The 18,238-nt window shown below is 58.3% G+C and carries 13 protein-coding genes and 2 pseudogenes; all 15 read right to left on the minus strand.

The window, feature by feature from the left end; translation table 11 throughout:
* Positions 1–282: 282 nt before the first annotated feature.
* Positions 283–909: a UPF0149 family protein gene (locus ACWAT4_RS41285; RefSeq protein WP_232995571.1), complete on the minus strand. Its 627-nt coding sequence runs from the start codon at positions 907–909 to the stop codon at positions 283–285.
* The gene (gene tnpC / locus ACWAT4_RS41290) at positions 906–2,465 is read right to left on the minus strand and encodes an IS66 family transposase (protein WP_128929539.1); all 1,560 of its coding nucleotides are present in this window, start codon (positions 2,463–2,465) and stop codon (positions 906–908) included. Before tnpC ends, ACWAT4_RS41285 begins: the two co-directional genes overlap by 4 nt.
* A 50-nt stretch (positions 2,466–2,515) precedes the next feature.
* Positions 2,516–2,870: pseudogene (gene tnpB / locus ACWAT4_RS41295) on the minus strand (IS66 family insertion sequence element accessory protein TnpB).
* The gene (gene tnpA / locus ACWAT4_RS41300) at positions 2,867–3,340 is read right to left on the minus strand and encodes an IS66-like element accessory protein TnpA (RefSeq protein WP_128929538.1); all 474 of its coding nucleotides are present in this window, start codon (positions 3,338–3,340) and stop codon (positions 2,867–2,869) included. Before tnpA ends, tnpB begins: the two are co-directional and overlap by 4 nt.
* Positions 3,341–3,690: 350 nt before the next feature.
* Positions 3,691–5,814: a hydantoinase/oxoprolinase family protein gene (locus ACWAT4_RS41305; RefSeq protein ID WP_128929537.1), complete on the minus strand. Its 2,124-nt coding sequence runs from the start codon at positions 5,812–5,814 to the stop codon at positions 3,691–3,693.
* Positions 5,815–5,831: 17 nt separating this feature from the next.
* Positions 5,832–7,427: a hydantoinase B/oxoprolinase family protein gene (locus tag ACWAT4_RS41310; protein ID WP_128929536.1), complete on the minus strand. Its 1,596-nt coding sequence runs from the start codon at positions 7,425–7,427 to the stop codon at positions 5,832–5,834.
* 238 nt (positions 7,428–7,665) lie between these two features.
* Positions 7,666–8,601 carry a LysR substrate-binding domain-containing protein gene (locus ACWAT4_RS41315; RefSeq protein ID WP_128929535.1) on the minus strand — a complete coding sequence of 312 codons (936 nt, stop codon included), beginning with the start codon at positions 8,599–8,601 and terminating at the stop codon, positions 7,666–7,668.
* A gap of 199 nt (positions 8,602–8,800) precedes the next feature.
* Positions 8,801–10,150, minus strand: a complete 1,350-nt coding sequence (locus ACWAT4_RS41320) for an LLM class flavin-dependent oxidoreductase (RefSeq protein ID WP_128929534.1) — start codon at positions 10,148–10,150, stop codon at positions 8,801–8,803.
* A gap of 45 nt (positions 10,151–10,195) precedes the next feature.
* A complete protein-coding gene (locus tag ACWAT4_RS41325; protein ID WP_128929533.1) occupies positions 10,196–10,963 on the minus strand; it encodes an amino acid ABC transporter ATP-binding protein in 768 nt (255 codons plus the stop codon).
* Positions 10,960–11,850, minus strand: coding sequence for an amino acid ABC transporter permease (locus ACWAT4_RS41330; protein ID WP_128955168.1), 891 nt, complete (start codon positions 11,848–11,850; stop codon positions 10,960–10,962). The genes ACWAT4_RS41325 and ACWAT4_RS41330 overlap by 4 nt, the downstream gene beginning before the upstream one ends.
* The gene (locus ACWAT4_RS41335) at positions 11,847–12,722 is read right to left on the minus strand and encodes an ABC transporter substrate-binding protein (RefSeq protein ID WP_128929531.1); all 876 of its coding nucleotides are present in this window, start codon (positions 12,720–12,722) and stop codon (positions 11,847–11,849) included. Before ACWAT4_RS41335 ends, ACWAT4_RS41330 begins: the two co-directional genes overlap by 4 nt.
* Positions 12,723–13,293: 571 nt before the next feature.
* Positions 13,294–13,584: pseudogene (locus tag ACWAT4_RS41340) on the minus strand (hypothetical protein); the annotation flags it as partial.
* Between the two features lie 165 nt (positions 13,585–13,749).
* The gene (locus ACWAT4_RS41345; RefSeq protein WP_128929530.1) at positions 13,750–15,111 is read right to left on the minus strand and encodes a sensor histidine kinase; all 1,362 of its coding nucleotides are present in this window, start codon (positions 15,109–15,111) and stop codon (positions 13,750–13,752) included.
* Entirely contained in the window at positions 15,086–16,540 is a 1,455-nt protein-coding gene (locus ACWAT4_RS41350) for a sigma-54-dependent transcriptional regulator (RefSeq protein ID WP_128929529.1), read from the minus strand. The genes ACWAT4_RS41345 and ACWAT4_RS41350 overlap by 26 nt, the downstream gene beginning before the upstream one ends.
* A complete protein-coding gene (locus tag ACWAT4_RS41355) occupies positions 16,537–18,237 on the minus strand; it encodes a hydrogenase maturation protein (RefSeq protein ID WP_128955167.1) in 1,701 nt (566 codons plus the stop codon). The genes ACWAT4_RS41350 and ACWAT4_RS41355 overlap by 4 nt, the downstream gene beginning before the upstream one ends.
* Position 18,238 lies beyond the last annotated feature (1 nt).

The following is an 18,238-nucleotide window of genomic DNA, read 5'->3' on the forward strand; positions in this document are numbered from 1 at the left end:
GATTATACTCCTACCAACGCCACTCATCCGTGGTCACGGGCGCCTCAAATGCCAGCTGTGTTAGGCAGCCCGGTGGTCTCCAACGGTCACGATGACCAGGCGACGATGCTTCGGAGTCCCCTACGCAGAATCCGTTCATCCTCGAGCCAAGCCGCTCTCAAACCGCGACGGTAGCCATTCACTCCTCAGAAAAAAGGAGCGCCGACCTCTGAGGCTGGCGGCCGAGTTCGGGAGGGACGCACAGAAGGGCGTAACCGGTATGAGCTCCCACGTCTGCAGTGATCAGCCTGTGCGAGCGTAGCGGGTCGGCATCCAGTACTGACGCATGGCCTCGACGACGTCCGGAATGTCGGCATGGGCGTTGCGCAGGAATTCCTCGGTCTCGCGGCCTTTCCTTGGTGGTCCAAGCAGTGGACGCCCTTGATCGTCGACGCAATGCAGCAGGATGGGCAGGAGCAAGCCGTGGTGTATGTTGCTGACGTCGAGCAGTGGGCCCCAGGCTGATAGTCGCAACCGCATGGCGGCATGGAATCCCTGACACCACGGCCGCGCATCAACGTCGCCATTCGGCTTGCGGCCATGGACCGGTGCGAACCGATGTGGTGCGGTGGAAAGAACATTACTGATGTCGTTGTGGCGCAGCGCGACGGCCGAAATCGCGGCGAACTCCGGCGTGCCGCCATGGTTGAATGCGTCGGCGTCGATGGCGAGCAGCGGACAGATCCAGTCGAGCGGACTCATCGACACCGGCCCGGCCACGATCGCGGCGACATAGCCGTCGAGCATGGGAAGACTGGTGGCGACGGGATGCTGCTCGGCACGAGCCTGTAGCCAAGGCTCAAGTTCGTCGAGCGGCATCGCGGCTGCCGCCATCGATGATGAAGATGATGAACGGCGGCGGCGGGTCATGCGGCCACCCGTGCGCTGAGCTCGCGGGTCGCCTTCCAGTTCCAGGGGAGAAGTTCGTGCAGCTGGTGGCTCTTGGTCTGACCGGAGACGATGCGCTCCAGCACATCGGCCAGATAGGCCTGCGGATCGAGTTCGTGGAGCTTTGCCGTATTGACCAGCGACGCAAGGATTGCCCAGCTCTCGGCGCCGCCCTCGCTGCCGCTGAACAATGAGTTACGGCGCCCCATCGCAATCGGGCGCATTGAACGCTCGACGGTGTTGCTGTCGACCTCGACGCGGCCATCGCGGAGAAATAGCGTCAGTCCGTCCCAGTGATTGAGCGTATAGTTGATGGCCTCCACTAGCTTCGATTGGGAGAACAGGTGGTCGAGCATCGAGGTCAGTCGCGCCTTCAGCACCTCCATCAGCGGTGCGGACCTGGTGCGGCGGGCGGCAAGCCGCTGTTCGGCGCTCAAGCCACGGATCTCGGCCTCGATGGCGTAGACCGCTTGCAGGCGCTCGATCACTTCGTGAGCGAACGGCGACTGCATCGTCTTGTACACCTCGACGAATTTGCGTCGGGCATGCGCGAGACAAAAAGCCAGCTGGATCGCCCCGCCTTGACCGCGGGCAAGCGCTTTGTAGGCGGCATAGCCATCCACCTGCAGAATGCCGGAGAAGCCGGCCAATTGCCCGGCGATCTCCTCGGTGCCGCGGCCATCCGCAAACACATAGGCGACCGCCGGCGGCGATGGGCCACCCCATGGGCGATCATCCATCGCATGCGCCCAGAACTGGCAGATACGAGTGCGATGTCGTCCGGGATCGAGCACCGGCATCGGCGTCTCGTCGCAGAACAGCCGCGGCGAAGCCTGGATCGTCCGCAGCTGAAGCTCATAAAGACTCTTAAGCCACCATGCCGCACGCTTCACCCAGCCGGCGAGCGTCGCGCGGTCGAGATGAAGGCCCTGACCGGCCAGGATCTGCACCTGGCGGTACAGCGGCAGATACCAGGCGAACTTCGAGATCACCACGTGAGCCACGAGTGCCGTCGATGCCATGCCGCTGTCGATCAGACGCGGCAGCACCTTCGCCTGCACCACGCCGTCGGTGCAGCCGCGGCAGGCGTATTTGGGACGAATCGTGCGCAGTACCCGCAGGATCGCCGGGATCACGTCCAGTACCTCGCTCACATCCTCGCCGATCCGGTGCAGAAGGCCCTGGCAGCACGGGCACGCTGTCGTGTCTGGCTCGAGCACCTGCTCGCAGCGAGGCAAATGCTTGGGTAGCGCGCCGATGTTGCGCCTCGCCTTCTTGCGCGGCTTCCCAGCCGGCTTCGTCGCAGGCAAATCGTCGTTGGCTGGCGCAGGTGATGTGACGCCAGTCGCGAGATCGTCCAGTTCGAGCGCGAGCTGCTCGGCCACGATCGCCGCCAGCCGCTCTGAGCGCTTGCCGAAGATCATCTCCTTCAGCGTCTGCATCGCCACACGTAGCTTCTCGTTCTCGGCGTCAAGCGCGAGCACCATCTCGGCCAGAGCCGCTGCATCGGTCGGAAGAGCTTCGGGACGAATCGCCATGATCGAACGATATATCCGCCCATCACAGGCTCCAGCAAAATCTTCGCCTCTCAGCCGACAACGGCCGGCTGCTTCACAGGCTTGTGTGAAACACGCGTCCACTCAAGTCCGTCGAGCAGCATCGCGAGTTGTGTCGCACTCAGATGCACCACGCCGTCGCGGACCGGCGGCCAGGTGAAGTGTCCCTGGTGCAGCCACTTCGTCACCAGCACCATGCCGCTACCATCCCATGCCAGAAGCTTCACTCTGTCCGCGCGCTTGCTGCGGAACACGAAGATGTCGCCGCAATACGAGGTTCGCGTGCAACGCTTCGCTCACCAGCGCCGACAGCGTGTGCACCGACTTGCGAAAGTCGACTGGCTGTGCCGCCAGCACCACCTTGAGGTCAGACCGTAATGCAATCAACGGATGCCCCGAAGCGCCGATAGCACTGTCGAAAGCGTCGCCAGCTCCACTCCGGGCTCGACCCGGATGCGTGCCCCGCCCAGCTCGATCTCGATCATTCCGCCAAGCTTGCCTGGAGCCGATGCCATCTGCGGCGGCACCTTATGCGCGCACGCTAACCGGTCCGACTCGTCTGCCGTCGCCGGACCGCTCTCGGAAGCGATCCGGACCGGCACGAAGCCTGGCGCCTGAAAGCTCACTGCCGTCGCGAACTTGCGCCGCCACACCGTCAGCAACCCACGGACAACGCCATGGCGCCGAGCGACCTCGGAAATATTGGCCCCTTCCTCGAAGCTCTCGGCCACGATCCGAGCCTTCTCTTCAGCCGTCCAGCGCCGTCGTCGACGCTGCCCTGTGATCACCTCGATCCGACGATAGGAGCCGCTTTCCTGCCTGGCATCAAGCCTGGCTTCATGCATGGCATCTGCCATAGCCCACCTCCAAAAAACAGTTCATGCCAGGCTGTATCGCAGCTCATTCGCGCGATGCCCAGGTGGGGGGCTCATGCCGGTTACAGAAGGGCAACGGTAGAAAACCGTTCTACCGCACAACACCGCCGATCGATCGGCGGATCGTGCTCGACACCTCCTGGCTCGCGCGTTGCCGCCCGGTGGTGTCGCTAGAGCATGCATACGAACGCGACTGAGGGGGCGAGTATGATCGTTTCCATCCGAGAGCTTGCCTCGCGCCTTGGTTGACTTCGAGATCCGAAGGCCTCCCGGCATGACATCCTGCGGCGCCACGCGACTGCCGTGACGTGACAGGCCTGCATATTAGAGCCCTACGCCCCGATTTCGGTGGCGTGCTCTGCTACTGGAACGGTAACACTGTCACCATCATCCCTGAGCTGAACAATGACATTGCCAGAGGCGTCCAACGTCATGCGGCTCCCGCGCGGCACAACTAGTGTTGATGATTGCTCATCCAAAAGGGCCGGGCCTTCGATCGATCCTGCAATCCCGAGTTCCGATCGTCGAAGAACTGGGACTTTAACCCAAGCGCGAGTTGCATCATCATACACGGGTCGATAGCGAGATCCCTCCGAGCGAGGAGGGTCTTCCATCCGACCAAGTTTCGCGGGTTCTCGTACTTCTTTCAGGGTTACACGGATGTTCATAATCTCAAGATCAAGATCGGGTATGATATCGCCGAAGATACCTTTATAGGTCTGGATGAACGCAGCGCGAATAGTTTCACGTTCGCTCTCGCTGTAGGGTCCAACGGGCAGTCCTGTTACCAGCTCCGACCCTTGGCCCACAAAGCGAATGTCGGCGCGGCGCTCCATCTGAAGTGTACTGTGCGGAGATCTGGCCTGCGCAATCACGCGCCTTGTGTCGTCTTCCAGGCGCCTGAAGGCTGCTTCGAGTTTCTCGATTTCCATCGATCCCAGCAGGGCGCCAAGCGTTCTCGAGCGATCAACACGCGCGGGTGCAATCAACAAGCCGAGTGCCGACGCGACGCCAGCATTCGGCGGACAGATAACCTGTTTGATGCCGAGACGTCTGGCGACGTCACAACCGTGCATCGGGCCGCCACCGCCCGTCACGATGAGCTTGTACTTAGTTATATCGTGGCCTCGCTCAGCAACATGGACACGCGCGGCGGCTGCCATCGTCTCGTTAACAATGGCCTGAATGCCATTCGCCACTTTGATGAATGGCATCTCTATGGCGTGCCCGACGCCTGTGAGCGCCGCCTCTGCAGCTCCGCGGCGCAAAACCATAGTGCCACCGGCAAAGTTATCAACGTCAATCGCCCCCGAAACAACGTTTGCATCGGTAACCGTTGGCGCAGTTCCGCCGTTCGGGTAGCAGGCGGGGCCAGGTCGCGATCCCGCACTTTGCGGCCCCACCTTGAGCATTCCTAGCTCATCAACATGTGCGATGCTCCCGCCGCCCGCACCGATTTCGATAAGCTCAACAGTCGAGATGTTCACCGGCAATCCGCTTCCTGGGGCGAACCGCTTCTGGCGAGCCGCTTCAAACTGATACGCGATCAGGGGCTCGCCGTTCTCAATCACGCCAAGCTTTGCAGTTGTCCCGCCCATGTCGAAGGCAAGCACATTGTCAAATCCGGAGCGTTTGCCGAAATACGCGGCCACCAATGTGCCAGCAGCCGGCCCCGACTCCAACAGTTCGATCGGCGTACGGCGCGCTTCCTCGATATGCGTCAATCCGCCGTTTGAGAGCATCATGAAAAGTGCTCCTGGTATTCCAAAGGCCTTTAGCTGCACCTCGAGTTCACGCAAATATTTGTCTGCAATGGGCTTGATATACGCGTTCGCGGCGGTCGTTGACGTTCGTTCGTACTCCCGGATTTGTGGGCAGACCTCGGACGAGATCGACAGTTGGACTTGTGGGAAATGCCGCTCGATTAGGCTCTTGGCTCGCAGTTCATTTGTCCCATTGGCATATGAATGCAAGAATGAAACTGCCAGCGAAGTGACGCCCCTGTCGAGCAGCCGGCGTGTTTTTATTAGAAGTTCGTCTTCGTTGAGTGGATGCTGGATGTGCCCGTTGAACAAGGTGCGTTCATTAACTTCAACGCGATCATCCTGCTCAATCAATGGTTTTGGCAATTTCAGAAATAGATCATACAGATCGTATTTAAACTCCCGCTGTAAGTCGAGCGTATCCCTAAAGCCGCTCGTTGTGATCAATCCGGTCCTTGCGCCACGACGCTCGATGAGAGCGTTAGTGAACAACGTTGTCGCATGGACCACGCGACCAATCTGATCGGGATCGGTGCCGCTGGCGTTAACGACCTGCTTTACGCCGGCGAGGGCTCCAATTGTTGGATCATGGGGCGTCGTCAGCTCCTTGTGTGCGACAACGCGACCATCATCAGTGCAATAGAGGACAATGTCGGTGAACGTGCCGCCAATATCGATACCAAGCGAGTACATATCGGATCTAACCCTTCTTATACAAAATCTTTGGCGCCATCGGCTTCGGCCAGCGCTTCCTGAGCGCGGATCGGAACACCAAATCCGCCAGCGCCAGGTGTGCGCAGCAGAACGCGGGCACCAAAGTCGATAGTGTGTTGTATCTTGGGATCAACCCGAACGGTGTTGATCTGGATCTCACCGGCAGCGCCGGGATCGCCGCCTGCTAAGCCATTCGCCACAGCTTCTGGCTTAGTTCGTTCAGCCATAAAGGAAATTATGGTAGGCCCTTTATTTAGATTCTCGAAGAGAAACTCCTGCCCAGCCCCCCCTGTGAACCGACCGCTGCCCGCTGTCCGCGATCGGATTCGGCGGTGGCAAATTCTGATCGGCGCGGTTCGTTCCAGCACCTCGACGGGCGTGGAGGAAATGTTGCTCGGCCAAGACAACACGCTTGCGCCGTCCGAGGCCGCGCTGGCCCCATAGCCTCCGTTCAGGAAGAATAAGTTAGCGAAAGTCTTTCCATCCTCTTTGACGCCGGCCAGGTTTACGCACCAGAGAGGTGAGCCGACGTCGGAGATGACTCTCTCCGGCACGACTTGTGACAGCGCACGCAAGACCATCGCCGGCAGGAAATGTCCGATAAGTGCGCGTGCCCCGCCCGCTGCGGGCGGCTTTGAATTAAGAATTGAGCCAAGAGGTGCATGAATATTGAGCGGTTCCAACGCACCGTCATTGTTTGGCGTGTCGGGCGTAAGAACGGCTTTGATTCCATAGGCAGTGTATGCCGTCGTATAAGCAGCGCAGACGTTGATGGAGCGCTGCACTTGAGGATCTGTACCTCGGTAATCAACCTCGATTTCATCACCATGAACTTTAAGCGCCATCCGCAACACGATGCTATTTTCAAATCCATCGCTGACGGCGGTGGCATGATAGACGCCATCCGGTATTGCGGAAATCGCACGCCGCATCGCGGCTTCCGTCCGACCGCGGATCTGTTGAGACACTTCGGAGAATGAACGGAGCTCCCACTCCTTTAGCAAAGAAATGAGGCGCACCTCCATCAGATGCAGTGCAGAAAACTGCGCATAAAGGTCGCCTACCGTCTGATCTGGCGTACGAACGTTCTGGCGAAGCAGGCTTTCAAATGTGCGGTTCATTCGACCCGCCTCAACCACCTTCATCATTGGGATTTGGAATCCCTCCTCGTACACCTCGCGTGCATCGGCAGAACGGATGCGTCCACCAATGTCAGGAGCGTGCGTGACCGACCCAGCGAACGCAACAATATTGCCATTCAAGAAAATGGGCTTGGCTACCGTGATATCGGGCAGATGGCCGGTGCCAAGCCAGACATCGTTGGTGATCAGGATATCGCCCTCGGAGAGGGTCTCATGTGGAAACTGTTTGAGAAAGCCACGAACCGTCCGCGGAACGGTACCGATAAAGGATGGAATGCTGTTAGCGGGTTGCGCTAACGAGCGTCCTTCGGCATCCATGAGAACGCACGCAAAATCATTAGACTCGCGAACGACGGATGAGAAGGAGGTACGCAGCAGCGTCGTAGCGGCCTCTTCAGTCAGAGAAATCAGCCTTCGCCAAATCAATTCAAGCTGGATTGCATCAAGCACGTGTCAGTCTCCTTGGAGCGCCCGCGGCCTTGCCCTACGGTCTTGCACTCGCCCACGAAGCGCTGCGCGACAGTCGCACCAGCTCGGGCATTCTGCGGGACATTAAGTCAGGCTAAACGCGTCAGCCAATTCTTCTTGCTGCACGCTCTATACGCGGGTGATATAGCATTGGGATTGTTTGGCGGGCACGTCGGCCCGCGAGAGTTGCCTAGCTCGATCCGAAATCCCGCTAGGGGGCTTACTCCGTGCAGTCGCCGCACTTCACGACATGGGGGTCGTTGTGCAGGAACGTTTCCTTCAAGCTACGCGTGAAACGCTGCGACAGCGATGACTTCACAAGATGTCCCGGAAAGATTGCGAACATCTTAACCGAGATTCTCGGCGAAATACGAACAAATCGAACGTTATCGGAAATAAGCGGTTTGATGTAGGGACTTACGACGCCGATGCCAAGGTCGGCGGCGGCGAGCGAACAGAGGATCGCCGAATAGGTGACCTCGATCTCGGACGAGGGTTTCACGCCGTGCTGCGCGAGTGTCTGACGCCACAAATCACTTAGATCGTCTCCACGATTGAGAGTGAGCAGCGTTGCCTCTTGAAAATCAGAGACCGCAACCTCCTTCTTCGAAGCAAGCGGGCTGTTTGCGCAGACCGCACATAGGGCCTCAGATTCGTCACACACCTCGATTTCGAACTCTCCTGTTCGGAAATGAGCTCCGCTCGTCGTCAGGCCAACATCATAAATGCCATTGAGGAGCCCGTCTCTGATCTGCAGCGACCCTCCCGTCTGAAGGTTGATGCTCACACCGGGGCTAGACTGCCGGAATGCCTTCATGATCGTTGGAATAACGCCCATAGCCAGGGACGGAGTGGCAGCGATGCGCAATAGGCCGGTGCCGGATGACCTGATACTTTCAGCGGCTTGCTGTATCGTTTCCAAGCCAAGATAGTGCTTTTGGACGATTTCAAAGAGCATTTTGGCTTCAGGGGTTGGAACCAAACGGCCCCGTCGATAATCGAACAGTCGAAATTTCACAGCGTCTTGCGCTTGCGCCAACAGCCGGCTCACCGACGGTTGCGTTGTATTTAGAATTTCGGCTGCGGCAAGCGTTGTCCCACATTGCATCATAGCCCGAAACGCATCGATCTCGCGGGAACTGAGCGCTCTAGCCATATGCCGCCCAAACAAATTTACATTTTAGATGCATAAGCCCGATTCGAATAAATCAAATGGTATTCTCGGCCATGCGTCAAGTCGTTCGACGGATGAACTTCAGCTCCCACAATAAGAAAGGCCGCGGCGCTTTGTTGCACCGCGGCCCTTTTGTATGCGCATTGAAAGGCTCGACAAAGGCGGCGCGCCACGAGATCTCTTATGGAACGCCTGTAGCTGGACGTTTCGTATTGACGTTTTTGGGATAGCGTAACCCGAGGTTTTCGCGAAGTGTCTTGCCGCGGTAGCTTTTGCGCATAAGTCCGCGTTCCTGGAGCACGGGGACTACCATCGACACAAAATCTTCCAGGCAGGTCGGCATGTAAGGGAACGTTATCATAAACCCATCTCCAGCTTCATTGTCGATCCAACGTTCCATCTCGTCGGCGATCTGGCTTGGAGTGCCACAGAAAATCTCGAATCCGCGTTCGTAGCGCTGTGCAATCTCCCTTAGCGTGAATTTACGCGATCGGATCATGTCCGCAAGTATATTGAAATAACCCTGATGAAGGTTTGAGGAAGTCGGGATCATCTGTTCGGGAACGAGTTCGTCCAGTGGCAGCTTCGACAGGTCGACTTCAAGGTCCGTACTGACATACGCGACCTTGGCTTCAATCGGCATCACACTGTTTAGTAGGCGAAGCTTTTCCTTCGCTTCTGCTTCGGTTGAACCGACCATCGCGCGGAAGCCGGCGAGTACCTTAAGTTCGGAAGGATCACGGCGGTACTTCGCCATCCTGCTTTTGATATCCTTGTAGAGGGACGCAGCCTCCTCAAGAGTTGCGCCCGTTCCGAAGACGACCTCAGCGGTTTCTGCGGCAAATTCCCTACCCACCGAGGACGCGCCCGCCTGGATAATGACGGGTTGCCCCTGCGGAGCACGTGCAATATTGAGTCCGCCTTGTACCTTGAAATGTTTCCCTTCGTATCGAACGTGGTGAAATCGGTTCGGATCGAAGTTCATAGCTCTTGCCTTGTCGAAGATGAAGGCATCATCGTCCCAAGTATCCCAGTAAGCTCGGACCACCTCCAGGGCTTCTCTGGCTCTGGCATAGCGCTCGTCGTGTGGCGGCATCGTCTTATAGCCATAGTTGCGGCATGAATACTGGTTTGCAGTCGTCACAACGTTCCACGCTGCTCGCCCTCCCGAAAGGTGATCGAGCGATGCGAATTGCCGGGCGATATTAAACGGCTCAGTGAAGCTCGCAGATACCGTGGCGCCGAGGCCAAGCTCTTCTGTGCTCGCAGCTAGCGCAGAGAGAAGCGTCAAGGGCTCAAGTACGTTTTGCCCGCGTGGCCATTGCGCCATTGCGTGGAGATTGTCGACATCAACGCCCGGACTGTCCGCTAGAAACATCAGATCGAAGCGGCCTGCTTCACATAGCTTTGCGAGCTCTGTGTAGTACTGAAGACTCAACGCCTTCTTTGGATCCGTATCTGGATGGCGCCACGCGGCACTTGCGCTACCGGCTGCATGTATGAGTGCGGCGAAAGCGATTTCCTTTGCCATTTCGTTCCTCAATTCCTCTCTGGTCGTATGTAGAGATGCTGCGTGTTAATCGAGCACCGCCGAAATGAACTCTTTGGTCCTTGCGCCCTTGGGGTGCATAAGAACCTCTCGGGCAGTGCCTTCTTCTGCGATTTGGCCTTGTTCCATAAAGATCACGCGATCTGCGACCTCGCTCGCAAATCCAAGTTCGTGCGTAACGACCACCATAGTCATGCCGGTGCGTGCCAATTCCTTCATCGCCGCGAGGACTTCGGCAACGAGTTCAGGATCGAGTGCAGATGTCGGCTCGTCGAAGAGCATAAGGCGCGGGTGCATAGCCATAGCCCGCGCGATGGCCACACGTTGTTGCTGGCCGCCAGACAGGCTGGAAGGGTACGCGTTACGCTTCTCGGATAAGCCTACGCGTGCTAGGAGGGCTTCCGCCTCACAAACGACGTCAGCCTTATTGCGCTTTAAGACACGCACGGGTCCCTCAATGACATTGTCAAGAGCAGTCATATGGGGAAAGAGATTAAATCGTTGAAACACCATCGCGGTCTTCGTCCGCTGGCGGGCGAGTTCCGCACCGCCTAGTGGCCGCAATTGCGACCCCACTTGGCGATAGCCCACGATTTCGTCGTCTATCCAGATATGTCCTGAGTCGACGGAAACCAGTTGATTAATACATCTCAAGAGCGTCGTTTTGCCTGAGCCTGATGAGCCGATCAAACACACTACTTCATTGGGCATGACGTCGAGGGAGACGCCGTCCAGAACTTGTAGATTTCCATACCGCTTCTTAACTCTTCTCATTGAGAGCAAAGGCTTGGTCATCGGACCCTCACGACAGATGTTCCCCGCGCGAACCGCCATTCGAGCAGCAACTGAAGCGGCGTGAGAATGGAGACAGCGAGGAGATACCAAGCGCCTGCTACGATCAGTAGCTCAATCACGCGCTGATTGACGAAGTACACGTTCTGTGCGCTGTAAAGTAAATCGGTGTACTGGATCACGCTGGCGAGTGACGTCATTTTTACCATTCCAATAAACTCGTTACCAATCGGCGGAACTATCACGCGCATTGCTTGAGGTAGGACGATTCTCCAGAGCGCGTGTAGACGGGTCATGCCAATCGACTGTGCCGCTTCGTGCTGGCCCGCATCAACCGAGAGGATTCCGGCGCGAATGACCTCCGAGGTATAGGCACCCTGATTGATGCCAAGGCCAAGCAGCGCGGCCCAAAAGGGCGTGATGACATCGACAGTCGGGGCCGTCCACAGACCGGGAATGCCGATGACTGGGATGATTAAGGCTAGATTATACCAAATCAGAAGCTGGAGGATTACCGGCGTCCCGCGAAAGAACCATTGGTAGCCAAATGCGACGATGACTAGGAGCGGATTATCCGACATTCGCATAATCGAGATAGCCAAGCCGAGCGCGACACCGACAATCATCGCCAGCACGGACAAGATCATCGTATGCCAGAAGCCCGCGAGAATTGTAGGCGCCGCTAAGTATTTGGCAACAACGTTCCATTCGATCTGCGCGTTAGCGAAGGCCCTTACAATAAGGACCAACAGACCAAGAACTAGTACGCCCATTATCCAGCGGCCGACGTAACGCGGCGGCACGATCTCGACCAACGACAGATCGGGCCGTGAAAAGAGAGTGGAGGAACCGCTGCTCGATCGTACAGGCTTGTTTGACACCGCGCTCATTTTCGCGGTTCCGAATTTAGATATACTTCCGAAATAGCGAGTTTGCTCAACTGATATCTAGCCAGGATCTTTGCATAAGTGCCGTCCTTAATCATCGCATCCAGAGCGTCGGCGATCGCGTCACGCAGCGCGACATCGCCCTTACGCACACCAATTGCCTTGAATTCTGGCGCGAAGGGCTCGCCGATCGTCTTGTAAAGGCCTTTGGACTCCGCAATCATGTAAGGAACCTCGACGAAGCCCTGCAGTGCTGCATCAATTCGGCCTTGCGTTAGCTGCAGCCGCGTATCTGGCGTTGATTCGGTGCCAATCAACTTCACAGCCGGCATTCCCTTCTGAACGCAGTCCGACTCGCTCTTTGCAAGCATCACTTTGTACCAAACAGTGGACCGAATGGCGCCGGCCCGCTTACCGCAAAGATCGGACAACTCCTTTAGCTGAGAATTGGAAAGTGCGTAGACCTGATAGAAATCCCTGAAGTAATCGACCATCTCCATAATGGAATGACGTTCAGGGAGGTCGCTAAGTCCACCCATGATGATATCGATCCGACCGGTCTGCAGTGACGGGATGTACTGCGCAAATAGCATTTCATTGAATTCGGCCTTGACGCCCAAACGTGCTGCGATTTCCCGGCCAATATCTACATTCATCCCTCTGAATTCGCCCGTCTCCGGATCCTTGAACTGCAGCGGTGGCAATGCATTGCTGAGACCCATGCGCAGGACTCCCGCCGTTTTGACTGCGTCGGGCACCTGGATCTCTGCTGCACTCACTACCCTCCAGGAGGCAATGGAAAGCCCTACAATTGCTGATAGGGCAACAACTTTCGCGATTTGACTGGTGAACCCGTTTACTCGCCACGGTCCCATCTATTTCTCCTCCCTATTGGTAGCCCTTGCCTTCAGGGGCACGTGTTTCACTCGGCCGCGTGCTGTTGAGGGTAGGAAATTAGACCTCAATGACGCGGCACCGACGTCTTCCATTGGCCAGCACGGCAAACCGCGAAGCGTGCTTGGGCTCGACACGGGAAGCTGGGCGGCAGTTTCGCAACTCGTAAAGTGTTGCTTTCCTGCCGCCACAGCTCGACGGTGCTAATTAGCAACGCTAAGGGGCGGGCTATTTTGGATCAAATTCATTCTATCAAGGTCAGTATGCATCCAAGGCATAGGCCGACCCTCAGCACAAAAAATGGCCCATGCTAGGACAAAACGCGCCATCCATTGATTGTGCGTTGCGGGGCCTCGCGAACCGCTGAGCGGCAGTCTCGATGGCGGTCTCCATTATTAGAGCTCCGGAGCGGGAAAGGGAGGTGCTCTTTCCGTGACACCTGCGCGATGGCAACGGCATGGGCGATGTCCTCGGAGTTGAAGTGTATCGAACGCACTTAAAGATGCTTGTCGCCACACGACCGGGCGAGATCTCGGTGACGCGAGCGCGAGATCAGTAAAGAACGGGGCTCAGCCCGCGAACGCGCAATACGCTGGCCTTGGTGGCATGATGGCTAGGGATGAAGAAAGCCAGGGCGTTCTGGAAAGGCGTAGTGGCCAGCGACCGACCAGACGTCAACCACGTAGCGGCGCGCATCGGCATTCTTGTCACGATCAGCCGTTTCACGTGCAGTGCCGCGCGCAGATTGACGTCGAGCAGCGCGTGGATTTCGTCAGACGCAAGGTCTAGGATGTTGCTACGCTGCGACTGACCGGCCTTGTTGACGAGAACGTCGAATGTGGTCGTACGCGCTAGCGCTCCAGGACGTCGAGATCGTTAATCTCGCGCCGACAGCCTCCGCATCCGGCTTGGCCGACAGCCTGGCCAGCGGCCGAACCTCGCGCTAGCGAGTAAATTAGAAGCCCTGAGGGCGGAAGCGGCGCCGAACCGTCGCAGCCCTGACTAACTCTACGCCGCCGGGAGAGCGAAGGAGAATATTGCCCCTCCCTCTGGTGCGTTGACAACAGTCAGTTCGGCACCATGTTCGCGCACGATTCCGTAGCTGATCCAAAGGCCGAGCCCGGTGCCCTCTCCAACGCGCTTGGTCGTAAAGAACGGCTCAAATATGCGACCTATGTTGTGCTGTTCGATCCCGGGCCCGTTATCGGACAAACGAATCAGGATCTCGTTCTGATTGCGGCGAGCCGATATCTTTAGCCGTGGCTCCTGAGTGCCGCGCGTCGCGTCAATTGCGTTTTCGACGAGATTTACGATAACCTGGTGGAGCTGCCCTTCATTCCCGCAAGTCCAAAGATCCGCCTCGATGTCCATGTGAATGTCGAGGCGAACCTGCTTCGTGCGGACTGCCCAGAGCACGGCGGTGTTGATCAGAGGCTCGATGTTGACGCGATCAAACTCCCCGAGCTTGCTGAGGGAAAGCCGGCGTAAGTTTTTTACAATTTCGCTAATGCGCACGGCGCCTTCCATTGTCCCGTCCAGGAGCGGGCCGAGATCCTCTAGAATGGCGTCAATGCGGAGGCTTTTCTTCAAGGCTGCAGCTTCGGAGCTTATCGATGTGCCGTGGACGGCATCAAGGTAGGATGTCAGCGCCGTGCGATAGCGCATCAAGGTGTGCACGTTTCCATAGACGAAGCTGATGGGATTATTAAGTTCGTGAGCGACACCGGCCACCAGTCGGCCGAGACTTGCCATTTTCTCCTGTTCTACCAATTGACGCTGCACTCGCTGTAGCTCCTGATGAGCCGTGTGCAATGCTTCATAGGCTCGGCGAAGCTCGCCGATAGGCCTTCCAGTCAGAACCACGCCAATGAAGCGGCCCCGATGGTCGTGTCGGGGCGAGCTGTTGATTGCGAACAGGTCTGAGCTGCCGCCTTCGGTCAAGAAACGGAGTTCGCCATCCACAACCTCGGACGGGCTCCGAGGCTTGAGGAGCGACATGAGCTTGGCGCCATCGGCAGCGTCAATGATGTCTGCCATCCTCCAGCCGACGATTTCGTCATTGGCGCGGTCAAGCGTGCGCTGTAAAGCGGAATTGACTTGCTGGATCTGGCCTTTCGCGTCGCAAACGATGAGGATATCAGAGACAGATTCGATGACGTTGGTGACAAATGCTTGAGCTTCCTCGAGCTCGGCATTCTTGTGTTCCAGATCGACCTCATAACGCAATAGGTCGGAATAAACCTCATCCATCTTGCGGATGACTTCGATCCAAGCGCCCTCACGCTCGTGGTCGAACTCGATAGCACCGCGATCGCTGATCAACTTGAGCAGCGAGTCGGATCCGTCAGGAGAATGCGTCGCCTTTGCCATTTTTTCTCAAATCATACCTGGACAGCTTGTTCCGCAGGCCTACCCGGGACAGGCCGAGCTCGCTGGCAACCCGGCTGATATTGCCCTCATACTTCTCCAGGGAGTTGATGATAACCGACTTCTCCAGATCCTCCACCCTGTCCTTCAGGCTCGCTGCGCCGTTCAGGTTCTGTATGACCCCCGTGGCGGTCCGCCTGCCGTTGCGCCGGCCGAGCAGCGTGGGAGCCTGCAATTCGTCCGAGTCAGCCAGCACGGCCATACGCTGGATCTCGTTCTGCAGTTCGCGCACGTTCCCTGGCCAAAGGTATTTGACGAAGCCCTCAAGAGCAGCGGAGGCAAAGCGCAGACCTGGCCGGTTGAAGGAAGTCTTGACTTGAGACAGTACTCCTTCTGCGATCAAGGGTATATCCATCGGCCGCTCCCAAAGCGCCGGCATGTGAACCGGGAACGCCGCCAGCCGGTAATAGAGATCACGGCGGAAGCGGCCCGCCTCCACCTCGGCCTCAAGATCCCGATTGGTGGCTGCCACCACACGGACGTCGACTTTCCTTACACGTTGCGCGCCCAGCGGACGGATCTCGCTCTCCTGCAGCACGCGGAGCAGCTTCACCTGAAACGCCGGCGAGGTCTCTCCGATTTCATCAAGGAAGATGGTACCGCCATCGGCAACTTCGAACAGACCGATGCGATCCTGGTAGGCGCCTGTGAAAGCGCCCTTCTTACACCCGAACAACTCGCTTTCGAGGAGCTCGTCAGGCAGCGCCCCACAGTTCTCAACGACGAAAGCCTTACCGGCTCGGGCTGAGCCGTAGTGGATCGCGCGTGCCAGCAGCTCTTTGCCGGTTCCGGATTCGCCCGTGATCAGCACGGAGATGTCGTATTCGGCCGCCCGCCGGCCGAGTTCAATGACCGCATGCATCGGGCTGTCCGGGGCGTGCACAATTCGGTTGAAGTCATAGAGATGCTTAGCTGCGCCGCGCTTGACCGAAACGACCCTCTTGATGTGCTCGGGCGTTGCTTTGACGTCGACCCCTGCGGTCTCTGTCTCCTTCTGAAGCCGATAGAGCTGGACCGCCTCCTTGACAATGTCGATCAGCCGGTCCGGCTGCCAGGGCTTCGTGATGTATTGATAGATGCCCGCCTCATTGAGCCCTGCGATGATGTCGTCCGATTCCGAATAGCCGGAGATGATCATGCGAACCGGATCGGGCCAGAGCTCGCGCACCCGCTTGAGGAAACTGACGCCGGATTCGTGCGGCATGCGCTGATCGCAGATGATGGCGTGGACGATCTCCCCTTCGAGCAGCTTTTCAGCGTCTGCTGCGCTGCCGGCGCAGAGTACCTCAAAATCCTCGTTGAGGACGCGGCGTAGCGCCTCCTGTGACCTGACCTCGTCGTCGACTACCAAAATAGTACCCTGGAAGCTCATATGCGCACCGCCATGCGGGTAGATTTGTCGAGCGCGCGAGGCGACCTATGGGGTGCGATTGTGAGTGGCGTGCGCGACTTCGGCACCTTGTGAATGAAGTTGTAGCGGGCGACGTGGTAACTCGGATCGAATCCGTAGAAATTAAGCCGCATCCGCCGCAGCTCCTCGTCGCGATAGGCCTGCAAGGGCTTGTGGGCTTCGTCCGCTGCGCGACGTCGCTGCTTGTCAGCAAGACGCGTCGCAAAGCGTTCATCCGCCGCCATGCTCGCGGCAAGGCTCATGAGGCGGCCCTCCGCCAGCTCCCCGCCCGACAGAGCACGATCGATGATGCCAAGGCGCCCCGCCTCTGCCACGCCCATCGGCAGGCGGCATTGCGTGATCCGGGTGGCGTTCGCTGCACCCGCGCGGCGCGGCAGCAGATAAGTCCAGTATTCCGAGCCGAAGAGATTGCCTATGTCCTTATAATGTGGATTCAGGACGACCTGATCGCTCGCCCAGACCTCGTCGGCAGCGAGACTTAAAAATACCCCTCCCGCCCCGGCGTTGCCGCGAATGACGGAAACGACGAGCCGATCGGTGGTCTCGATGACAGTGTGCGCAAGATCGTCGATCGCATTGATGTTGCGCCAAGACTCGTCCGCAGCGCTGTCAGCCGCCTCGATCTCGGCGAGGTGAATGCCGTTGGACCAGTAATCACGTCCACCGGTCAGGAGAAGCACCTTGGTTGGGCGGGCCAGCGCAGCTCGGTAGGCGTTCAACAACGCTTCGCAGTCAGAGGTCGCCATGGCGCCATTGTAAAAGGAAAACTGCAACTCGCCGACCTCGCCCTGCTCGCGATATCGTATGGGCGCATAGCCGCAATCGGGTCGGTACGGCAGGCGCATCGCCTGCTCCGCAAAGACCTTTGCTGCGGATCGTTTCAGGCTTTTCGGTACAAGCTGCCGCACATGGCCGATCCAGACGGCACCATCGACCGTGGCCCGGGCCAAGGCTCCATCGCAATGCGCCACAATGGTTCCGGGCACACCGGAGATGCCGCGCGCCTCGTGGGCGTCGAACAGCCTGACATCTTTGAAGAACAAGCTGTCGACCAAGCCCGGCATTCCGTCTGCACTGTGGATCTTGCGCAGGACGGTCTCGCTCGTGTCGTGCTGCCAATCGATCATCCGGTCGGCCTGCCGGCAGGGCCCGCGCACCCGAATGCGGGGATCATCGGCAGGCATCGGCGACGGTGTCGGCTGTCCGGCTTCGATTGCTGCAATGGCTTCGAGCACCGCCGCGACCGCGCACGTCGTGACCTCGTTGCGGTAGATGCTGGATTTAGCCGCGCACCGCATCGGGAAGGTTCTGAAAGCCCAGATCGGACCAGCGTCGAACCCGCCGTCGGCCTGAAGCACAGTCACGCCCCAATTGGAAACACCTTCCAGAATCGCCCAGTCGAGCGCCGCCGGACCGCGGTCGCCGGGCGGACCGGGATGGACGATCAGGCAGCGCACGCTACGCCAGACATCTTCGGGGATTGCGCGCTTGAGGAACGGCGCGATCACCAGATCTGGCTGATACAGCGCCACGCTTTCGCGCGTAACGTCGGGGTGGATATCCAGCTCGACCGAGACCTCGTGGCCGCCCTCCCTGAGCTCGACGTGGAGCCGTTGCGTCAGGCTGTTGAAGGAGTGCGTGAGAAGCAGGATGCGCATG

Source organism: Bradyrhizobium sp. T-1 (genome assembly GCF_053592855.1).

Bases quoted from the DNA above. Each gene is read 5' to 3' on its own strand.
- ACWAT4_RS41285 (WP_232995571.1), bottom strand. From the start codon at position 909: ATGACCCGCCGCCGCCGTTCATCATCTTCATCATCGATGGCGGCAGCC.
- tnpC (WP_128929539.1), bottom strand. From the start codon at position 2,465: ATGGCGATTCGTCCCGAAGCTCTTCCGACCGATGCAGCGGCTCTGGCC.
- tnpA (WP_128929538.1), bottom strand. From the start codon at position 3,340: ATGGCAGATGCCATGCATGAAGCCAGGCTTGATGCCAGGCAGGAAAGC.
- ACWAT4_RS41305 (WP_128929537.1), bottom strand. From the start codon at position 5,814: ATGTACTCGCTTGGTATCGATATTGGCGGCACGTTCACCGACATTGTC.
- ACWAT4_RS41315 (WP_128929535.1), bottom strand. From the start codon at position 8,601: ATGGCTAGAGCGCTCAGTTCCCGCGAGATCGATGCGTTTCGGGCTATG.
- ACWAT4_RS41320 (WP_128929534.1), bottom strand. From the start codon at position 10,150: ATGGCAAAGGAAATCGCTTTCGCCGCACTCATACATGCAGCCGGTAGC.
- ACWAT4_RS41325 (WP_128929533.1), bottom strand. From the start codon at position 10,963: ATGACCAAGCCTTTGCTCTCAATGAGAAGAGTTAAGAAGCGGTATGGA.
- ACWAT4_RS41330 (WP_128955168.1), bottom strand. From the start codon at position 11,850: ATGAGCGCGGTGTCAAACAAGCCTGTACGATCGAGCAGCGGTTCCTCC.
- ACWAT4_RS41335 (WP_128929531.1), bottom strand. From the start codon at position 12,722: ATGGGACCGTGGCGAGTAAACGGGTTCACCAGTCAAATCGCGAAAGTT.
- ACWAT4_RS41345 (WP_128929530.1), bottom strand. From the start codon at position 15,111: ATGGCAAAGGCGACGCATTCTCCTGACGGATCCGACTCGCTGCTCAAG.
- ACWAT4_RS41350 (WP_128929529.1), bottom strand. From the start codon at position 16,540: ATGAGCTTCCAGGGTACTATTTTGGTAGTCGACGACGAGGTCAGGTCA.
- ACWAT4_RS41355 (WP_128955167.1), bottom strand. From the start codon at position 18,237: ATGCGCATCCTGCTTCTCACGCACTCCTTCAACAGCCTGACGCAACGG.